At 62.2% G+C, this 16,364-nt stretch carries 14 protein-coding genes and 1 pseudogene; 3 read left to right on the top strand and 12 right to left on the bottom strand.

All coding sequences use genetic code 11. The annotated features are described in order from the left end of the window. From GVN17_RS26545 to GVN17_RS26530, 4 genes are all read right to left on the bottom strand, one after another. On the bottom strand, positions 1-432 hold a 432-nt coding region (locus GVN17_RS26545), incomplete at its 3' end, for an FAD-dependent oxidoreductase (protein WP_166598259.1). A gap of 1 nt (position 433) precedes the next feature. Beyond that, positions 434-1,735 (bottom strand): dihydrolipoamide acetyltransferase family protein, encoded by a 1,302-nt coding sequence (locus GVN17_RS26540; RefSeq protein ID WP_166598258.1) that lies wholly within the window; start codon positions 1,733-1,735, stop codon positions 434-436. Positions 1,736-1,737: 2 nt separating this feature from the next. Continuing rightward, a complete protein-coding gene (locus GVN17_RS26535) occupies positions 1,738-2,751 on the bottom strand; it encodes an alpha-ketoacid dehydrogenase subunit beta (RefSeq protein WP_166598257.1) in 1,014 nt (337 codons plus the stop codon). 3 nt (positions 2,752-2,754) lie between these two features. Beyond that, positions 2,755-3,993: a thiamine pyrophosphate-dependent enzyme gene (locus tag GVN17_RS26530; protein ID WP_166598256.1), complete on the bottom strand. Its 1,239-nt coding sequence runs from the start codon at positions 3,991-3,993 to the stop codon at positions 2,755-2,757. 190 nt (positions 3,994-4,183) lie between these two features. Here GVN17_RS26530 and GVN17_RS26525 point away from each other — a divergent pair, with 190 nt between their 5' ends. The 3 genes from GVN17_RS26525 to GVN17_RS26515 all read left to right on the top strand — a co-directional run bounded on the left by GVN17_RS26525 (position 4,184) and on the right by GVN17_RS26515 (position 7,322). Next, entirely contained in the window at positions 4,184-4,663 is a 480-nt protein-coding gene (locus tag GVN17_RS26525) for an Lrp/AsnC family transcriptional regulator (protein ID WP_166598255.1), read from the top strand. A 371-nt stretch (positions 4,664-5,034) separates the two neighbouring features. After that, positions 5,035-6,141, top strand: a complete 1,107-nt coding sequence (locus tag GVN17_RS26520) for an enoyl-CoA hydratase/isomerase family protein (protein ID WP_166598254.1) — start codon at positions 5,035-5,037, stop codon at positions 6,139-6,141. Positions 6,142-6,170: 29 nt separating this feature from the next. Further along, positions 6,171-7,322: an acyl-CoA dehydrogenase family protein gene (locus tag GVN17_RS26515; RefSeq protein WP_166598253.1), complete on the top strand. Its 1,152-nt coding sequence runs from the start codon at positions 6,171-6,173 to the stop codon at positions 7,320-7,322. A 145-nt stretch (positions 7,323-7,467) separates the two neighbouring features. Here GVN17_RS26515 and GVN17_RS26510 read toward each other — a convergent pair whose 3' ends face one another. The 8 genes and pseudogenes from GVN17_RS26510 to GVN17_RS26480 form a co-directional block, all read right to left on the bottom strand. Beyond that, positions 7,468-9,174, bottom strand: coding sequence for a sigma-54-dependent Fis family transcriptional regulator (locus tag GVN17_RS26510; RefSeq protein WP_218576418.1), 1,707 nt, complete (start codon positions 9,172-9,174; stop codon positions 7,468-7,470). A gap of 81 nt (positions 9,175-9,255) precedes the next feature. Beyond that, entirely contained in the window at positions 9,256-9,972 is a 717-nt protein-coding gene (locus GVN17_RS29545; protein WP_371928628.1) for an ABC transporter ATP-binding protein, read from the bottom strand. Between the two features lie 75 nt (positions 9,973-10,047). Next, positions 10,048-10,791 (bottom strand): annotated as a pseudogene (locus GVN17_RS29755) (ABC transporter ATP-binding protein); the annotation flags it as partial. A gap of 44 nt (positions 10,792-10,835) precedes the next feature. Beyond that, positions 10,836-12,116, bottom strand: a complete 1,281-nt coding sequence (gene livM, locus GVN17_RS26500; RefSeq protein WP_371928627.1) for a high-affinity branched-chain amino acid ABC transporter permease LivM — start codon at positions 12,114-12,116, stop codon at positions 10,836-10,838. 20 nt (positions 12,117-12,136) lie between these two features. Then, a complete protein-coding gene (locus GVN17_RS26495; RefSeq protein WP_166598250.1) occupies positions 12,137-13,051 on the bottom strand; it encodes a branched-chain amino acid ABC transporter permease LivH in 915 nt (304 codons plus the stop codon). A 72-nt stretch (positions 13,052-13,123) separates the two neighbouring features. After that, positions 13,124-14,230, bottom strand: a complete 1,107-nt coding sequence (locus tag GVN17_RS26490; protein WP_166598249.1) for a branched-chain amino acid ABC transporter substrate-binding protein — start codon at positions 14,228-14,230, stop codon at positions 13,124-13,126. Between the two features lie 53 nt (positions 14,231-14,283). Beyond that, positions 14,284-15,045 carry an enoyl-CoA hydratase/isomerase family protein gene (locus GVN17_RS26485; RefSeq protein ID WP_166598248.1) on the bottom strand — a complete coding sequence of 254 codons (762 nt, stop codon included), beginning with the start codon at positions 15,043-15,045 and terminating at the stop codon, positions 14,284-14,286. Continuing rightward, complete coding sequence (locus tag GVN17_RS26480; protein ID WP_218576417.1) at positions 15,042-16,358, bottom strand: phenylacetate--CoA ligase family protein; 1,317 nt, start codon at positions 16,356-16,358, stop codon at positions 15,042-15,044. The genes GVN17_RS26485 and GVN17_RS26480 overlap by 4 nt, the downstream gene beginning before the upstream one ends. Positions 16,359-16,364 lie beyond the last annotated feature (6 nt).

Below are 16,364 nucleotides of genomic sequence, written 5' to 3'. Positions count from 1 at the left end.
GATGACGATCATCTGCGCGTTAATCGTGTGCGTGCCATCAGCGGATTCGACGCGCACGGTCTTGCCGTCGACGACCGTGGCGTGCCCCGTGATCACGCGCACCTTGGCTTTCTTTAACAGACCCGCCACCCCGCCGTTGAGGCGCGAAACGATCTGGTCTTTCCAGGCCAGGGTTTTGGCGAAATCGAGGGTGGGGGCCGAGGCCGAAATGCCCAGCGGCGCGTGGTCGGCGAAGGTCTGCAACCGATGAAACTCGTCAGCCGCGTGGATCAGCGCCTTCGACGGAATGCAGCCGATGTTCAGGCAGGTGCCGCCCGGTTTGGCGGCTTCCACGATCACCGTGTCCACGCCCAGTTGCCCGGCGCGGATGGCGCATACGTAGCCGCCGGGGCCTGCACCGATGACGAGCAATTTGCAGGAAGTCTCACTCATGTCATTGCTCCACGAACATCAACGCAGGGGTTTCCAGCAGCGCCTTCAGACGCTGGATAAACACCGCCGCGTCCCAGCCGTCGATCACCCGGTGATCGAAGCTGCACGAGATGTTCATCATCTTGCGGGGCACGAACGCCGCGCCGTCCCAATGGGGCCGCACGGCCATACGGTTGATGCCGACGATGGCCACCTCCGGACGGTTGATGATCGGCGTGGTGGACAACGCGCCCAGCGGACCCAGCGAGCTGATGGTGATGGTGGAGCCGGACAATTCTTCCCGCGCTGCCGTGCCGGTCCGCGCCGCTTCTGCGACCCGCGCCACTTCATCCGCGGACTGCCAGAGGTTCAAGGTCTCGGCGTGCTGCACCACGGGGACCATCAGGCCGCCGGGGGTCTGTGTCGCAATGCCGATGTGCACCCCCGCGAACTGACGAATCACGTTGGCTTCGTCGTCGTAATGGGCGTTGAGGCCAGGCTGATCATGCACGGCCAAGACCATCGCTTTCATCACGAACGGCAGCAGGGTCAGCTTGGTGCGCCCGCCTTGGGCGTTGAGTTTGCTGCGCAGGTCTTCCAGCGCCGTTACGTCGATTTCCTCGACGATGGTGATGTGGGCGATGGTGCGTTTGGCCAGTTGCATGCGTTCGGCGATCTTGCGCCGCAGGCCCATGACGCGGACCTCACTGACCGAGTTGTCCCGCGCCGGTTTGCCTGTTCCCTGAGCCACGCCACCGCCCGCGATCCACGCCTCCAGATCGTCATGAGTGATGCGTCCGGCACCGCCCGATCCGCGCACTTGGCGCAGATCGATGCCCGCGTCGCGGGCACGGCCGCGCACTGACGGCGAGGCCAACGGCTTCTCCCCTTCGGCCCGCAATGGTCCTGGCGTGACAGACGCAAATGGCATTTCAGAGGGGGATCGAACTGACTGAGGTTTCTCGGGAGATGCCGTCTGCGCAACGGCGTCCGGGGCGGGTTCGACACCGGACGGCTCAGCGGCCACAGGACTCGTTTCACTCGACTGCGCCACCGGTGCTCCAGCGCGAGCGTTGCCTTCACCCTCGACCTCAAGGCGAATCAATTCCGCGCCGACCGCGATCAGCGCGCCCAGCTCGCCACCGAGCCAGGTCACTTTGCCGCTCACCGGCGAAGGAATGTCCACCGTTGCCTTGTCAGTCATCACCGTGGCGAGGGTGTCGTCCTCCTTCACCCTGTCGCCTAGCGCAACTACCCACTCGACCAATTCCGCTTCGGCGATGCCCTCACCGATGTCGGGCATCCGAATCACATGCGTACCCATGCTCAAGCCTCCATCGTTGCGGTCAGCGCCTCGGCCACGCGGGCCGGGCCGGGGAAATAATTCCACTCATGCACATGGGGGTACGGCGTGTCCCAACCCGCCACGCGACGGATCGGCGCTTCCAGGTGATAGAAGCACTCGCCCTGCACCAGTGCAGCCAGCTCCGCACCGAAACCGGAAGTCAGCGTGGCTTCGTGAACGATCACGCAGCGCCCGGTCTTGCGCACCGAGCGAGCGATGGTTTCCAGGTCCAGCGGGATCAACGTGCGCAGGTCGATCACCTCTGCGTCCACCCCGGATTCCTCGGCGGCAGTCAGCGCGACATGCACCATCGTGCCGTAGGCCAGCACCGTGACCGCCTTGCCTTCGCGACGCACCGCCGCCTGACCCAGCGGCACGATGTAGCGACCGTCGGGCACTTCGCCCAGCTCATGGGATTTCCACGGCACCACCGGGCGGTCGTGATGGCCGTCGAAAGGGCCGTTATACAGCCGCTTCGGCTCCAGAAAGATCACCGGGTCCGGGTCTTCCAGCGAGGCGAGCAACAGGCCCTTGGCGTCGTAGGGATTGGACGGCACCACGGTCTTGATCCCGGCCACGTGGGTGAACAGCGATTCGGGGCTCTGGCTGTGGGTCTGGGCGCCATAGATGCCGCCGCCCGTGGGCATGCGCACCACCAGCGGACAGGTGAACTCCCCCGCCGAGCGGTAACGCAAACGCGCCGCTTCGGAGACGATCTGGTCATACGCCGGGTACATATAATCGGCGAACTGAATCTCCACGCACGGCTTCATGCCGTAGGCCGCCATGCCAATCGCCGCGCCCACGATCCCCAGCTCCGAGATCGGTGCGTCGAAACAGCGGGAGGCGCCGTATTTTTTCTGCAAGCCGGCAGTGCAGCGGAACACCCCGCCGAAATAACCCACGTCCTGGCCGAACACCACCACGTGGGGGTCTTTTTCCATCGCGACATCCATGGCATCGCGAATCGCTTCAATCATCGTCAGTCGAGCCATGACTCAATACCCCGCTTCATGACGTTGACGCAGCAGATGCTCAGGCATCTCGGCGTACACGTCGTCGAACATTTCACTGGGGCTGGGTCGCTGCCCGCTGCGCAACGTGCCGATCGCCTCGGCTTCTTTCTGGGTCGCAATGACGTGGGCCATGATGCGTTCCTCGGCTTCGGCATGCCGTTCTTCGGACCAGACGCCGCGCACGATGAGGTGGTTTTTCAGACGTGTGACCGGATCGCCCAGCGGCCAGGCGCTGCTTTCATCGCTGGGGCGATACGCCGAAGGATCGTCTGAGGTGGAGTGGCCGCCCGCCCGATAAGTGACGTATTCAATGAGGGTCGGGCCGAGGTTGCGACGGGCGCGTTCGGTGGCCCATTTCGCGACGGCGTACACTGCGAGGTAATCGTTGCCATCGACCCGCAACGCCGGAATGCCGAAGCCATGGCCGCGTTCGGCAAAGGTCACCGCGCCACCTCGGGCGATGCCCTGAAACGTCGAAATCGCCCACTGGTTATTGACGATGTTCAGCACCACCGGCGCCTTGTAGGTCGAGGCGAACACCAGCGCGGCGTGGAAATCGCTTTCGGACGTGGAGCCGTCGCCGATCCAGGCCGCTGCGATCTTGCGGTCGTTCATGATCGCCGAGCCCATGGCCCAGCCCACCGCCTGAATGTATTGCGTGGCGAGGTTGCCGGAGATCGAGAAAAAACCATGCTCTTTCGACGAGTAGAACACCGGCAACTGCCGACCGCGCAGCGTATCGGCGTCGTTGGAATAGACCTGGCACATCATTGACTTCATCGGGTAGCCACCGGCGATCAACAGACCGGCCTGGCGGTACGTCGGGAAGTTCATGTCACCTTTTTCGAGGGCAATGCGGAAGGCACAGGAGATCGCCTCTTCGCCGAGGTGCTGCATGTAGAACGAGGTTTTCTGTTGGCGCTGGGCCGAGAACATCCGGACGTCGTAGGCGCGCAGGGTCAGCATGTGCTCAAGCCCGGCGATCAGCGCCGTATCGTCCAGGCCAAGGTCGTCGGCCCAGGGTCCGACCGCCAGATGGTCCTGATCCAGTACGCGAATGATGCCGAACGCGAGGTCGCGCATGTGCTCAGCGTTTTCATCGACAGCGGGACGGCGCATGGCGCCAGCTTCGGGGATCGACACGCGGGAGAAGTCCGGCCGGTCGCCAGGGCGCAGCTCAGGCGCGGGCACCGCCAGACTCAGTGGGGGATACTCAACCATTGGGGCTTCCTCGAATTATTTTTATTGTCGTGGCAGCACTCGCTCGCCCTTGGGATGAGCAGGGGTATTGTCCGAACAACAAAAGCCTATCGATGAATCGTCAAAATGAGCTTCCAAATGTTTCGTCGTTTTGTTAATCAGGCAGGAGATTCCTTCAATACCTCCCTGCGTTGTGAATGGATATTTCGAGATGGCCGAAAACAACAAAAAGATCGACCGCATCGACCGTGAAATTCTTCGAGCCCTGCAAAGGGACGGTCGCCTGAGCAACACCCAACTGGCCCAGGAAATAGGCCTGACCCCCGGCCCCTGCTGGCAGCGAACCCGCCGTCTGGAAACCCTCGGCTACATCACGGGCTACACCGCGGTGCTCGATCAGTCGCTGCTCGGGGCGGCGGAAACCGTGATCATTGAAATCACCCTTGAGCGCCATGACGACTCGGTCCTCGAAGCGTTCGGCAAAGCCATGGCGGACATGCCCGAAGTGCTGGAGGTCTACCTCACCACCGGGAACTATGACTACCTGATCAAAGTGGCCGTGGACGGCACGGCGGGCTACGAAGCATTCTTACGCAAGAAGCTTTACAAGGTGCCCGGCATCACCCATTCACGCTCCAGCTTCACATTGCGTTGTCTGAAACGCTCGCTGTCAGTCGTGCCCGATCACTGACTGACACCCGTGCAAAAATGCAGACTCACAATGCAGAAAGGTGAGTTGAAACTAATAAAAATGCACTGCTAGCATCTCGGCAAGTCGCTCAGTCCCCCGCTCACAAGGTGAGGGACTGCCAGTAGCGTCACGCACGGAGAACAACAACAATGCCAGCCTTGCACCCACGTTTCACCGCCTGCCCGTCTGCCGCCCTCGCCAGAGGTTTCCTCGTCAGCGAATACCCTGCCTCGTGTAGCGATGCGCACGGGTGTGAGCGCTCCGGGCACCGACGCTCATGACGCACGCCCTCGCCTGATCCCCCGCCCTTTTTTTCTCCGTGAACGGCCCGCTTCCCCGTGAGCGTGTGGCCGACCTATCGAGGTGCCTTGATGGAATCCGACACACTGCCCCTGGACGCTCAGGCCCCCGTTACCGCACAGGTGCGCAACCGGATTGGCCACCTGACGCTCAATCAGCCCGCGACGCTGAACGCCCTCACCCTGCCGATGATTCGCGCCCTGCATCAACACCTGCAGGCTTGGGCAGACGACCCCGAGGTGCTCGCCGTCGTGCTTCGCGCCGAGGGTGAAAAAGCCTTCTGCGCCGGGGGTGACATTCGCTCGCTGTACAACAGTTTCCAGGCGGACGACAGCTTGCACCGCGTGTTCTTCGAAGAGGAATACGCCCTCGATCACTGCCTCCACGTTTACCCGAAACCCACCGTGGCCTTGATGGACGGGCTGGTGCTGGGCGGCGGCATGGGGTTGGTGCAGGGCACCACATTCCGGGTCATCACTGGCAGGGCGAAAATGGCCATGCCGGAGGTGGGGATCGGCTATTTTCCGGACGTGGGCGGCAGTTATTTTTTGTCGCGCCTGCCCGGCCAATTGGGGGTTTACCTCGGCGTCACCGGGGTTCAGGCGAGAGCGGCCGACGCGCTCTACGCAGGGCTCGCCGACGTGTGCCTGCCCCGCGAATCGCTGGAGGCATTTGACCAGCGCCTCGACGCACTCCAATGGGAAAACGACCCGACGCAGACCCTGCGCACGCTCGTGACCTCCATGACCACCAAGCTGCTGCCGGGCGCGGAACTCAAGGCCATGCGCCGCGTGATCGATGAGTATTTCGCGCTGCCGGACATCGTGTCGATTCGCGACGCCTTGTCGCGGGAAGACCGTCCGGCGTATCGGGACTGGGCCGAAGAAACGATCAAGGTACTCGACAGCCGCTCGCCGCTGGCCATGGCCGTCACGCTGGAGCTGATCCGCCGTGGCCGGAGCCTATCGTTGGCGCAGTGCTTCGCGCTGGAACTGCACCTGGACCGTCAGTGGTTCGCCAAGGGCGACATCATGGAAGGCGTGCGCGCGCTGATCATCGACAAAGACAAAACCCCGCGTTGGAACCCTCCGAACATTGAGGCATTACCGCACGCACAGGTGCTGGCGTTCTTCGACGGCCACCCTGTGCACACACTCGATACCCTGGCCACGGTCTGACCGTCGTCCCCTGACAAGAGAGCCCCACGATGAACGACCACGACTTGACTGAAGAGCAGCGGATGATCCGCGACATGGCCCGCGAGTTCGCCCGCAACGAAATCGCCCCCCACGCACAGGCCTGGGAAAAGGCCGGCTGGATTGATGACGCCCTGGTCCGCAAGATGGGTGAGTTGGGCCTGCTGGGCATGATCGTGCCCGAAGAGCTGGGTGGCACGTACATCGACTACGTCGCCTACGCCCTCGCGGTGGAGGAAATCTCGGCGGGCGATGGCGCGGTGGGCGCGCTGATGAGCATTCACAATTCCGTGGGTTGCGGCCCGGTCTTGCGCTACGGCAGTGATGAGCAAAAAGAACACTGGTTGCCGATGTTGGCCAGCGGTGAGGCCATCGGCTGCTTCTGCCTGACCGAACCTCAGGCCGGTTCCGAAGCCCACAACCTGCGGACCCGTGCCGAACTGCGCGACGGCCAGTGGGTGCTCAACGGCGCTAAGCAATTCGTCAGCAACGGCAAACGTGCACAGCTGGCGATTGTGTTCGCCGTCACCGATCCGGAGCTGGGCAAGAAGGGGCTGTCGGCCTTTCTGGTGCCCACCGACAACCCCGGTTTCGTCGTGGACCGCAGCGAACACAAGATGGGCATCAAGGCTTCGGACACCTGCGCCGTGACGCTCAACAACTGCGCGATTCCCGAAGCCAATCTGCTCGGCCCACGGGGCAAAGGGCTGGCCATCGCCCTCTCCAACCTCGAAGGCGGCCGCATCGGCATCGCCGCGCAATCGTTGGGCATCGCCCGCGCCGCCTTCGAAGCAGCCCTCGCCTACGCCCGTGATCGCGTGCAGTTCGGCCAGGCGATCATCCAGCACCAAAGCATCGCCAACCTGCTCGCCGACATGCACACCCAACTCAACGCCGCCCGCCTGCTCATCCTGCACGCGGCACGGTTGAGAAGTGCTGGCGAGCCGTGTTTGACCGAAGCCTCCCAAGCCAAGCTGTTCGCGTCGGAGATGGCCGAGCGGGTGTGCTCCAAAGCCATTCAGATTCATGGGGGCTATGGCTACCTGGAAGACTATCCGGTGGAGAAGTACTACCGCGACGCGAGGATCACCCAGCTGTACGAAGGCACCAGCGAAGTGCAGCGGATGGTGATTGCCAACGCGCTGGAGCACTATGCGCTTTGACCGTGGGGCCTGCCGCCATAAGGGTTAGGGCAATCGAGCTGTGGAGGCTGTATCGCCCCTTCGCGAATGAATTCGCTCCTACAGGAGTGAGTGTGTGCACGGCCAAGACATGTGCTCTGCGTCGTGACGCTGCGACAGGTGTGCGCTACACCTCCGCCTTGTACTGCTTCAACTTCTTGTACAGCGTCGGTCGGGTGATGCCCAGGGCGGATGCCGTGCGGGTGACGTTGTTGTCGAACGCGCGCAGGGCGCCGACGATGGTGAGGCGTTCGGTTTCGGCGAGGCTGATGACGTTCGCGGCGCTGTCGGGCACAGCGGTCGGGGACACCACCGCGCTTTCATCGCCAAGCCAGCCCACCGGCATCTCCGCCACGTGGTCGCCATCGGTCATGTTGACCAGACGCTCGATGACGTTCTGCAGTTGCCGCACATTGCCCGGCCAGCTGTAGTTGCGCAGGGTGTGAATCACGGCCGGACCGAGTTCGATCAGCGAGCGATGCAGCAAGGTGCAGGTCCGCTGAACGCATTGGTCGATCAGCATTTCGATGTCGTCGACGCGTTCGCGCAGGGACGGCAGGTCGATGCGCAGCACGTTGAGGCGATAGAACAGGTCATCGCGAAACGCCTTTTTGGCGACCATGTCGGTGAGGTCGCGGTTGGCCGCCGCAATCACCCGTACGTCGAGGGCGATGCTGGTGGCGCCGCCGATCCGGGTCACTTGCCGCTCTTGCAGCACCCGCAGCAACTTGGCCTGAACGTCGAGGGGCATTTCCGAGATTTCATCGAGGAAGATCGTGCCCCCTGCCGCGAGTTCGAACCGGCCCAGTCGTCCGGCTTTATCCGCGCCAGTGAAGCTCCCGGGGCTGTAGCCGAACAGCTCGCTTTCGATCAGGTCCCGGGGCAGTGCCGCGCAGTTCACGGCCACGAAGGACGCCCCCGCCCGCTTGCTCTCGTTGTGAATCGACTGCGCGAACACTTCCTTGCCCGTGCCACTCTCGCCGAACAGCAGGACGTTGGCATCGGAGTTCGCCGCCCGTTTGGCGATGGCCACGGCCTCGGTCAGCTTGGGCGAGCGCCCCGTGATGTCGGTGAAGTGATAACGCGCCAAATCCCCCGCCATACGATTGGAGAGCCGCTTGGCCCGGGCGATTTCGTGGAAGGTGTTGACGATGGAGACCACCGTGCCGTCTTCATCGATGATCGGCACGGCGGTGTCGAGAATGTGCAGATTGAGTCGACTGGAGCGGATCTCCAGCTCGCGGTCGACATAACCTTTTTTGGTGTCAAAAATCGGCGTGATGAAGGGCTCGAAATCGATGACCTTGCGCAGCTCGTGACCGATGCTTTTCTTCGGATCGATCCCCAGCATGCGCCCGCCCGGCGCGTTGAGGTAACGAAGCACCCCAAAACGGTCCAGCACCAGCAGGCCGTCGGACATGTTGTCCATGATCGCTTTCTGTTCGCGGAACAGCTGCTGCGACGCACTGGCCTGCTCCAGCAAATCGACCGTGCGGGCGACGAACCCGGAGCCCATGCGACACAGGCGTACCAGCACGTCTTCAGGCAACGGGTCCGCCGAGCACACCGCGAAAAACAGCGCCGCCTGCCCGGTTGCAGTGGGCATTTTCACCATCGCCAGCGTGCGACCGCTGCACTCGCCGATCACCGGCGTTTCCTCCACCGGACGCCGTGCGGCAGGCACTGCGGACGGAAAGGTGATCAGCCCGGCAGAATTCCGGAGGCGATAGCGGTCGTCGTAAATCGCCACGCTGACCATGGCCTCGGGGAACATCGAGCCGAACAAGTCGCACAGCTCACTGAGGTGGGCTACCAGCGGGTCTGCTTTGGCCATGTCCATTGCTATCGCACTCTCAAGAAATCGTTCGGATCGCTTGCCGTCATTGGCCGCGCCATCATTGCCCGCTCCATGGAATCATGGCGCCGTCATCCCTTCAAGATATGCATTCCGGATCTCCGGTTGCGAGGCCAACACCTCGGCATCACCGGCATGCACCACCCTGCCGGTCTGCAGCACGTAACCCCGGTCGGCAATCGACAACGCCATCGCTGCGTTCTGCTCGACCAGCAACACGGTAATGCCATCTTCCTGATTGATCTTCTGGATCGCATCGAAAATCAGGCGAATCACCAGCGGTGCCAGGCCCAGCGACGGCTCGTCCAGCAACAGCAGTCTGGGTCGCTGCATCAATGCCCGTCCGATGGCCAACATTTGCTGCTCACCACCGGACATCGTGCCCGCCCGCTGCCAACTGCGCTCTTCCAGACGAGGAAACAGCCGGAACACTTTCTTCAGGTCGTCCTGAAAATGCTTCGGATCGCTCAAGAACGCGCCAATCTGCAGGTTCTCCAACACCGTCATTTTGGGCATGATCCGCCGCCCTTCCGGCGAGTGAGCAATGCCCAGGTCCGCGACGTGATGGGACAGCAACCCCTTCAGCGGCTTACCGCAAAACGCGATCGAACCGGCCTTCACCGCGGGCGCGCCAAAAATGGTCTTGAGCAACGTCGACTTGCCCGCCCCGTTCGCGCCCAGCAGCGTGACGATCTCGCCCTGCCGCACTTCCAGGTCGATGCCATGCAGTACCTGCACCGCGCCGTAACTGGCGTGCAGGTTTTCCACCGCCAACACCGGCGGCGAGAACGTGGTCGGCACCCGGCCTTCACGGGGAAATCGCTTCAACGTGGATGAACTGTCGCTTTGCCCCAGATAGGCCGCGATCACGCCCGGATGTTCCTTGATGTAGTCCGGCGTGCCCTCGGCCAGTTTCTTGCCGTATTCCAGCACGACGATACGGTCCGAGACGTTCATCACCACGCTCATGTCGTGTTCGATCAGCAGCACGCCGACGCCGTTTTCGGTCTTGAGCCGCTGCAAGTCTTCCCCCAGCTCACCTGACTCTCGGGGATTGAGGCCCGCCGCTGGTTCGTCGAGGCACAGGAAGCCTGGGTCCAGGCACATCGCCCGGGCAATTTCCAGACGACGCTGCTGGCCGTAAGACAGATTGCCCGCCAGTTCGTCAGCCCGTGACGCGAGGTTCATGCGGCGTAGCCAGGTCATGGCCTTCTCGACGGCCGCTTCTTCCCTGTCGCGATAGGCCTTCAGGCCGAACAACCCAGCGATCTGCAACAGGCCCTTGCCGCTGAGCACGTTGTGCTGGGCCACCATCAGGTTTTCCAACGCGGTCATGCCCCGGAACAGACGGATGTTCTGAAAGGTCCGGGCGATCCCGGCTTGTGTCACGATCTGATGGCCGGACAAATGATCGACGCGAATCTGGCTATCGTTCCCCGCGATGGTGATCTTGCCCGAGGTGGGCCGGTAAAACCCGGTGACGCAGTTGAACGCCGTGGTCTTGCCCGCGCCGTTGGGGCCGATGACCGCCGTGATCTCGCCGCTGGCCGCTTTGAAGTCCAGGCTTTCAATGGCCTTGATCCCGCCGAAATGCATGCTCAACCCTTCGACGGACAACAGCCTGGCACTCGTGGGCCGATTCATTGCAGTGACTCCGAAACATGAAGAGGGGGTGATTCAGCGGGCGCAAGAATGGAAGGCTTGCGTCCGGCGATCAGCCCTTGGGGTCGCCAGATCATGATGAACACCATCGCCAGTCCGAACAGCAGCATGCGGTATTCAGCGAACTCCCGCCCCAGCTCCGGCAGGCCCACTAGCACCACCGCAGCGAGGACCACGCCCAATTGGCTGCCCATCCCGCCCAGCACCACAATGGCGAGGATGATCGCGCTCTCGGTGAAGGTGAAACTCTCGGGGCTGATGAAGCCTTGCCGAGCAGCGAAGAAACACCCGGCGAACCCGCCAAGCATCGCGCCCAGTGAGAAGGCCGTCAGCTTGACCGACGTCGGGTTGATGCCCACGGCCTGGCAGGCAGTCTCGTCCTCACGCAATGCTTCCCACGACCGGCCAATCGGCAGACGGCGCAGCCGCTCGGTGAACAGCAACGTCAGCGCCGCCAGCCCGAGGATGATGTAGTACAGCCACATGAAGCGGTGATCGGGCGAGAAATCCAGGTGGAAGAAATCCGCGAACGTGGTGATGCCATCCGGCGCGGACGGGGCGAAGGGGTGACCGAAAAAGCTGGGACGTGAGATCCCCGCGATGCCGTTGGGGCCGCCCGTGATGTCGGTCAGGTTGATGATGAAGATGCGGATGATCTCACCGAACCCGAGGGTGACGATCGCCAGGTAATCCCCCCGCAGACGCAGCACCGGAAAGCCCAGCAGAAGGCCCAACGACGCCGAGACCAGACCGCACAACGGCAACGCCAGCCAGAAACTGACCCCGAAATTCACCGAGAGATAACCGAACGTGTAAGCCCCGGCGGCGTAGAACGCAACGTAGCCCAGGTCGAGCAAACCGGCCATGCCGACCACGATGTTCAGGCCCCAGCCAAGCATGACGTAAATCAGAAACGTGGTTGCCAGGTCCAGCTCGTAGCGGCTGGTGAACGGCAACAGGGGAAACACCAGCGCAACGATTCCGATCATCAGAAACAGGCGTGGCGAAACACCGGCAATGAACGCCGAGGCCCGTGACGGCCGACGTGGCACAACGGGTCGAGACGGATTTCGGTCGCGCAACAGCTGCACCAGACAGTGTCCGATGAACACGATCAGCGCGGGCACGATGACCCAAAGGGGCCGGATGTTCAGACCGTTTTTGCCGCCAAGGTCCTGAAGCTGCAGGCCCGCCAGTGGCAACGCCAGCAAGGCCGTTATCAGCGCGGGGAGCAGCGCGCCTTTAAGGGTGTGGGCGATTGTTCTTTTCATGGGCAGCCTCAGACTTTTTCGAGATGCGGACGACCGAAGAGTCCGGTTGGGCGGACCGTCAGCACCAGAATCAGCACGGCGAACACCGAGACATCCTTGTACGCGCCGGACACATAGCCGCCCCAATAAGCCTCGACCAGGCCGATAAGCAGGCCGCCGATCATGGCGCCCGGAATCGACCCGATGCCGCCCAGCACGGCGGCGGTAAAGGCTTTGACGCCCGCGAGAAACCCGATGAAGAAATCCACCGAACCGTAATACAGCGTGGTCATCAGCCCGGCGGCGGCCGCCAGCGCGGCCCCCACCATGAAGGTGATCGAAATGGTCCGGCCGACGTCGATCCCGGCCATCCCCGCCATCTCCATGTCCTGTTCACACGCCCGCTGGGAGCGGCCGAAACGTGTGCGCTCGACGGCATGAAAGAGCAGCGCCATCAGGCAGAAGGTCAGGACCACGATGGCAATCTGAATAATGGTGACCTGCACCGAAAAGCCGTCGGTTTCCCAGAGCGTGAAGCCACCGGACACCTGTTGCGGCAGCGTCCGGGTGCGCGCGCCCTGGAGGATCTGCACGTAGTTCTGCAGAAAGATCGACATGCCGATCGCCGAAATCAGCGGCGCCAGGCGAAACGAGCGACGCAGCGGACGATAAGCGATGCGCTCGACAGCCCAGCCATACATCGCGGTGAACAGCACGGCGATGACCAGCACCAGCAGAATGGCCAGCGGCACCCACGTGATGCCGAGCAGACCCAGCACCGTGAACGCGATCAGCGAGATGAACGCGCCGATCATGTACACCTCGCCGTGGGCGAAGTTGATCATCCCGACGATGCCGTAGACCATCGTGTAGCCCAGCGCGACCAGCCCATAGATGGCACCCAGGGTCAGGCCGTTGATGGTTTGTTGCAGAAAATAGCCCATGACAGACTCCCCGATTCAGTTTTCGGAATCGGCCCGTGGCAGCGAGGCCACGAACCGGCGCTCACGGTTTTCTTATTTTTTGAGGGGTTTGTATTTGCCGTCTTCCCAGACGTAAATGATGAAAGGCTCGGTGCTCGGGTCGCCTTTCTTGTCGAACTTCACATCGCCCAACACGGTGTCGAACGTGCCGTTGTGCAGCGCGGTGGCGACTTTCGGGCCGTCTTCCGATTTGACGTTGTTCGCCGCCGCGGCAAAGGCCTGAATCGCGGCGTAGGTGTACAGCGTGTACCCCTCGGGCTCGTAGCCGCCGTCGCGGAACTGTTTGACGATGCCAGCCGCTTTCGGGTTATCCCGTGGGTCCGGGTAGAACGTCATCAAAAAGCCGTTCGCCGCAGGCCCGGCGATGGTGGCGAATTCCGTCGAGGCAATCCCGTCACCGCCCATGAACGTGGCCTTGAGGCCCTGCTCTCTGGCCTGCCTGACGAGCAGGCCGCCCTCGGCGAAATAACCGCCGAAGAACACCAGGTCAACGTTGGCCTGCTTGAGTTTGGAAATCAGCGTCGAGAAGTCTTTCTCGCCCTGGGTCAGGGTGTCGAACACCACTTCCTGCAGACCGCCCGCATTCAGGCCTTTCTTGACGTTATCCGCCAGGCCCTGCCCGTAGGTGGATTTGTCATGAATGATCGCCACGCGCTTGAAATCCTTGTTGGCGAGGATGGCCTGATAGGCGATCACTGCCGACTTGTCATCCCGACCCGTCGTGCGAAACACGTTCTGCAAACCGCGTTCGGTGAGGGTCGGGTTGCTGGCGGCCGACGCGATCATCGGAATGCCCGAGTCCGCGTACACATCGGATGCCGGTATCGCCGAGGACGAACAGAAGTGGCCGATCACGCCCGCCACTTTCTTGGCCGCGAGTTTGTTCGCTACCGCCACCGCCTGCTTCGGATCACAGGCGTCGTCTTGTATGTCCAGCACCAGCGTGTCGCCGTTTATCCCTCCCGCCGCGTTGATGGCTTCTGCTGCGGATTTCGCCCCATGGGTGATCTGATCGAAAAAGGATGCGTATTGGCCTGTGGCCGGTCCCGCGACACCCAGCACGACATCCTTGGCCTGGACCAGGGACGTGCTCATTGCCATGAAGACCGTTGACACTGTGAGAATTCGTTGGATTTTCATCTTACTGTTCCCCTTCTATTCGTGATTGCCGTCTATGCATCGTTAGGTTGGGTTCACTTTTTCCGGGTGATGAAACCTGCCACCCGCTCCGCCGCCCCCGGCTGACTGAACGCTTCGATCGTGACCTCCTGCTCCAACTCGACTGCCCGCCACAACGAAGCGCCCAGCCCTTGGTTGATGAGCGTTTTCAGACGGGAAACCGAGAACCGTGACTTCGCCGCAATCTTCTCCGCCAGCCCGAATGCGACGTCGTACGTTTCCTCCAGCGCGACGACCCGGTTCACCAGGCCATTGCGCAACAACTGCTCGGCGGATTGCCGCTCGCCCAGCAGCAACAACTCCATGGCCCGCTGATAGCCGATGGACTGGGGCAACAAATGGGTCACGCCGCCCGTGACGAACTGGCCCCAGTCCATCTCGGGAAAAAACGCCACCAGGTTCTCGGCGGCAACGACGAGGTCGCAATTCAACAGCCACTCGAACCCGCCACCGACGGCATAGCCGTGCAGCGCGCCGACCACGGGTTTGTCGCAGCCCATCAGCAGGTGGGTGATTTCCTGGATCGCGCTGATGTGCGCCTTGATCGAGGCGTCGTTCTTGCTCTGAATGTCGAACTCTTTGAGGTCATCACCGGAGCAAAACGCGCGGCCTTCGCCGTGCAGCAGAATGACGGCGGCCTCGGCATCGTCGATGGCGGCGTTCAGCGCGGCGGAGAACGCCGACAGCAACTCGCCGCTGATCGCATTCAGGCGCTCGGGACGGTTCAGGGTCACGATGCCAATGGCGCCCTGGCGCTTGTAGAGTGCATAACTCATGCGGGCTTCCTCTCGATCAGGGCGGTTTTGCCATCGGTGCGCGGCAGGCTGTCGATCGGCAAAATGGTCACTTCGGCCGTCGCTCCGGCGAAGGTGCGGATCGCCTCTTCAAGCGACCTGCGGGCGTACTCCCAGGACTCTTCCCCGACACCCGCCGCCGCTTCGGCCTTGACCCGAATGCGGTCCCAGGGGCCTGCGCCTTCCAGCACGATGCGGAACTGACCGGACGCCAGATCGGGCCGACTGAAAATGGCCTTTTGCACCGCGCTCGGAAAAATGTTGATGCCGCGCACGTTGAACATGTCGTCGGTGCGACCCGTGACACGGAAACGGAACCCGGTGCGCCCGCAGTCGCAGGGCCCGGTGCCGGTCACGGTGATCACATCGCGGGTCTTGAAGCGGATCAGCGGCTGGCACTCTTTTGCCAGGTGGGTGCAGACCAGTTCGCCGGTGGTGCCTTCGCGAATCGGCTGGCTGCGGTTCTGTGCATCGAGGATCTCGATGAACAACGCATCGGCGCCGTGGAAGTGCAGGTCATGGGTGTGTTCGCACTGGCTGGCAAAGTTGCTGAGCACTTCAGACATGCCGTAATTTGCGTTACGCACGCTGAAGCCCCAGACGTCTTCCATCGACTGACGGAATTCGATGTTGTCGAGCCCCGCTTCGCCACCGAAGAGGCCCACCCGCAACTTGAGGTCCCGTGGGTTCTTGCCTTCCGCGCGCAGGAGTTTTTCCAGCAGCGCCGGATACGAAGGCGTGCAGGAGATGGCCGTGACGCTGAGGTCCTTGATGGTGTCCAGCAGCAGCCTGGTGTTGCCGACGCCGAACGGAACTACCGCTGCACCCGCTTCTTCGAGGGTCATGTGGTCGGTGACGCCACCGGTCCACTGGCAGTAATTCAGGCAGTGCACGACGCGGTCGGAAGGTCGCAGGCCCGCGGAATATTGCGCACGGCCGCCGACGACGGAAATCAAGTCCACGTCGCGTCGACTGTTGGCCAGTTGCAATGGCTTGCCGGTGGTGCCGGACGTGCGATGGACGCGCACCACCTTATCGTTGCCACACGCGATGTACGTGCCGAACGGATAACTCAGTTCCTGGCTGCGGCGTACTTCTTCCTTTTCAGTAAACGGCAGACTTTCCAGGTCATCGAGTGTGAACGTGCGATCAACTAACGCGCCCAACTTCTCTTTATAAAAAGCCGAAGTATTGCGCACGTAGTTCCACTGATGTTTCCACAAGCCATCTTGCAAATGGCGAATGGCGTGATCGGGCAACGTTTCAAATTCCGGGTGCAGTAAATCGAGAGGCATGAAAGG

It is taken from the genome of Pseudomonas sp. SLFW (assembly GCF_009905615.1).
Taxonomy (GTDB): domain Bacteria; phylum Pseudomonadota; class Gammaproteobacteria; order Pseudomonadales; family Pseudomonadaceae; genus Aquipseudomonas; species Aquipseudomonas bambusae.
The sequence above is the reverse complement of the archived record's forward strand: the minus strand, read 5'-3'. Positions and strand labels throughout refer to the sequence as shown.

Excerpts from the sequence above, each read along its gene's own strand:
- GVN17_RS26520 (WP_166598254.1), top strand. The coding sequence starts at position 5,035 with ATGGAATCCGACACACTGCCCCTGGACGCTCAGGCCCCCGTTACCGCA.
- GVN17_RS26530 (WP_166598256.1), bottom strand. The coding sequence starts at position 3,993 with ATGGTTGAGTATCCCCCACTGAGTCTGGCGGTGCCCGCGCCTGAGCTG.
- GVN17_RS26535 (WP_166598257.1), bottom strand. The coding sequence starts at position 2,751 with ATGGCTCGACTGACGATGATTGAAGCGATTCGCGATGCCATGGATGTC.
- GVN17_RS26490 (WP_166598249.1), bottom strand. The coding sequence starts at position 14,230 with ATGAAAATCCAACGAATTCTCACAGTGTCAACGGTCTTCATGGCAATG.
- GVN17_RS26525 (WP_166598255.1), top strand. The coding sequence starts at position 4,184 with ATGGCCGAAAACAACAAAAAGATCGACCGCATCGACCGTGAAATTCTT.
- GVN17_RS26495 (WP_166598250.1), bottom strand. The coding sequence starts at position 13,051 with ATGGGCTATTTTCTGCAACAAACCATCAACGGCCTGACCCTGGGTGCC.
- GVN17_RS26540 (WP_166598258.1), bottom strand. The coding sequence starts at position 1,735 with ATGGGTACGCATGTGATTCGGATGCCCGACATCGGTGAGGGCATCGCC.
- GVN17_RS26485 (WP_166598248.1), bottom strand. The coding sequence starts at position 15,045 with ATGAGTTATGCACTCTACAAGCGCCAGGGCGCCATTGGCATCGTGACC.
- GVN17_RS26480 (WP_218576417.1), bottom strand. The coding sequence starts at position 16,358 with ATGCCTCTCGATTTACTGCACCCGGAATTTGAAACGTTGCCCGATCAC.
- GVN17_RS26515 (WP_166598253.1), top strand. The coding sequence starts at position 6,171 with ATGAACGACCACGACTTGACTGAAGAGCAGCGGATGATCCGCGACATG.
- GVN17_RS26510 (WP_218576418.1), bottom strand. The coding sequence starts at position 9,174 with ATGGCCAAAGCAGACCCGCTGGTAGCCCACCTCAGTGAGCTGTGCGAC.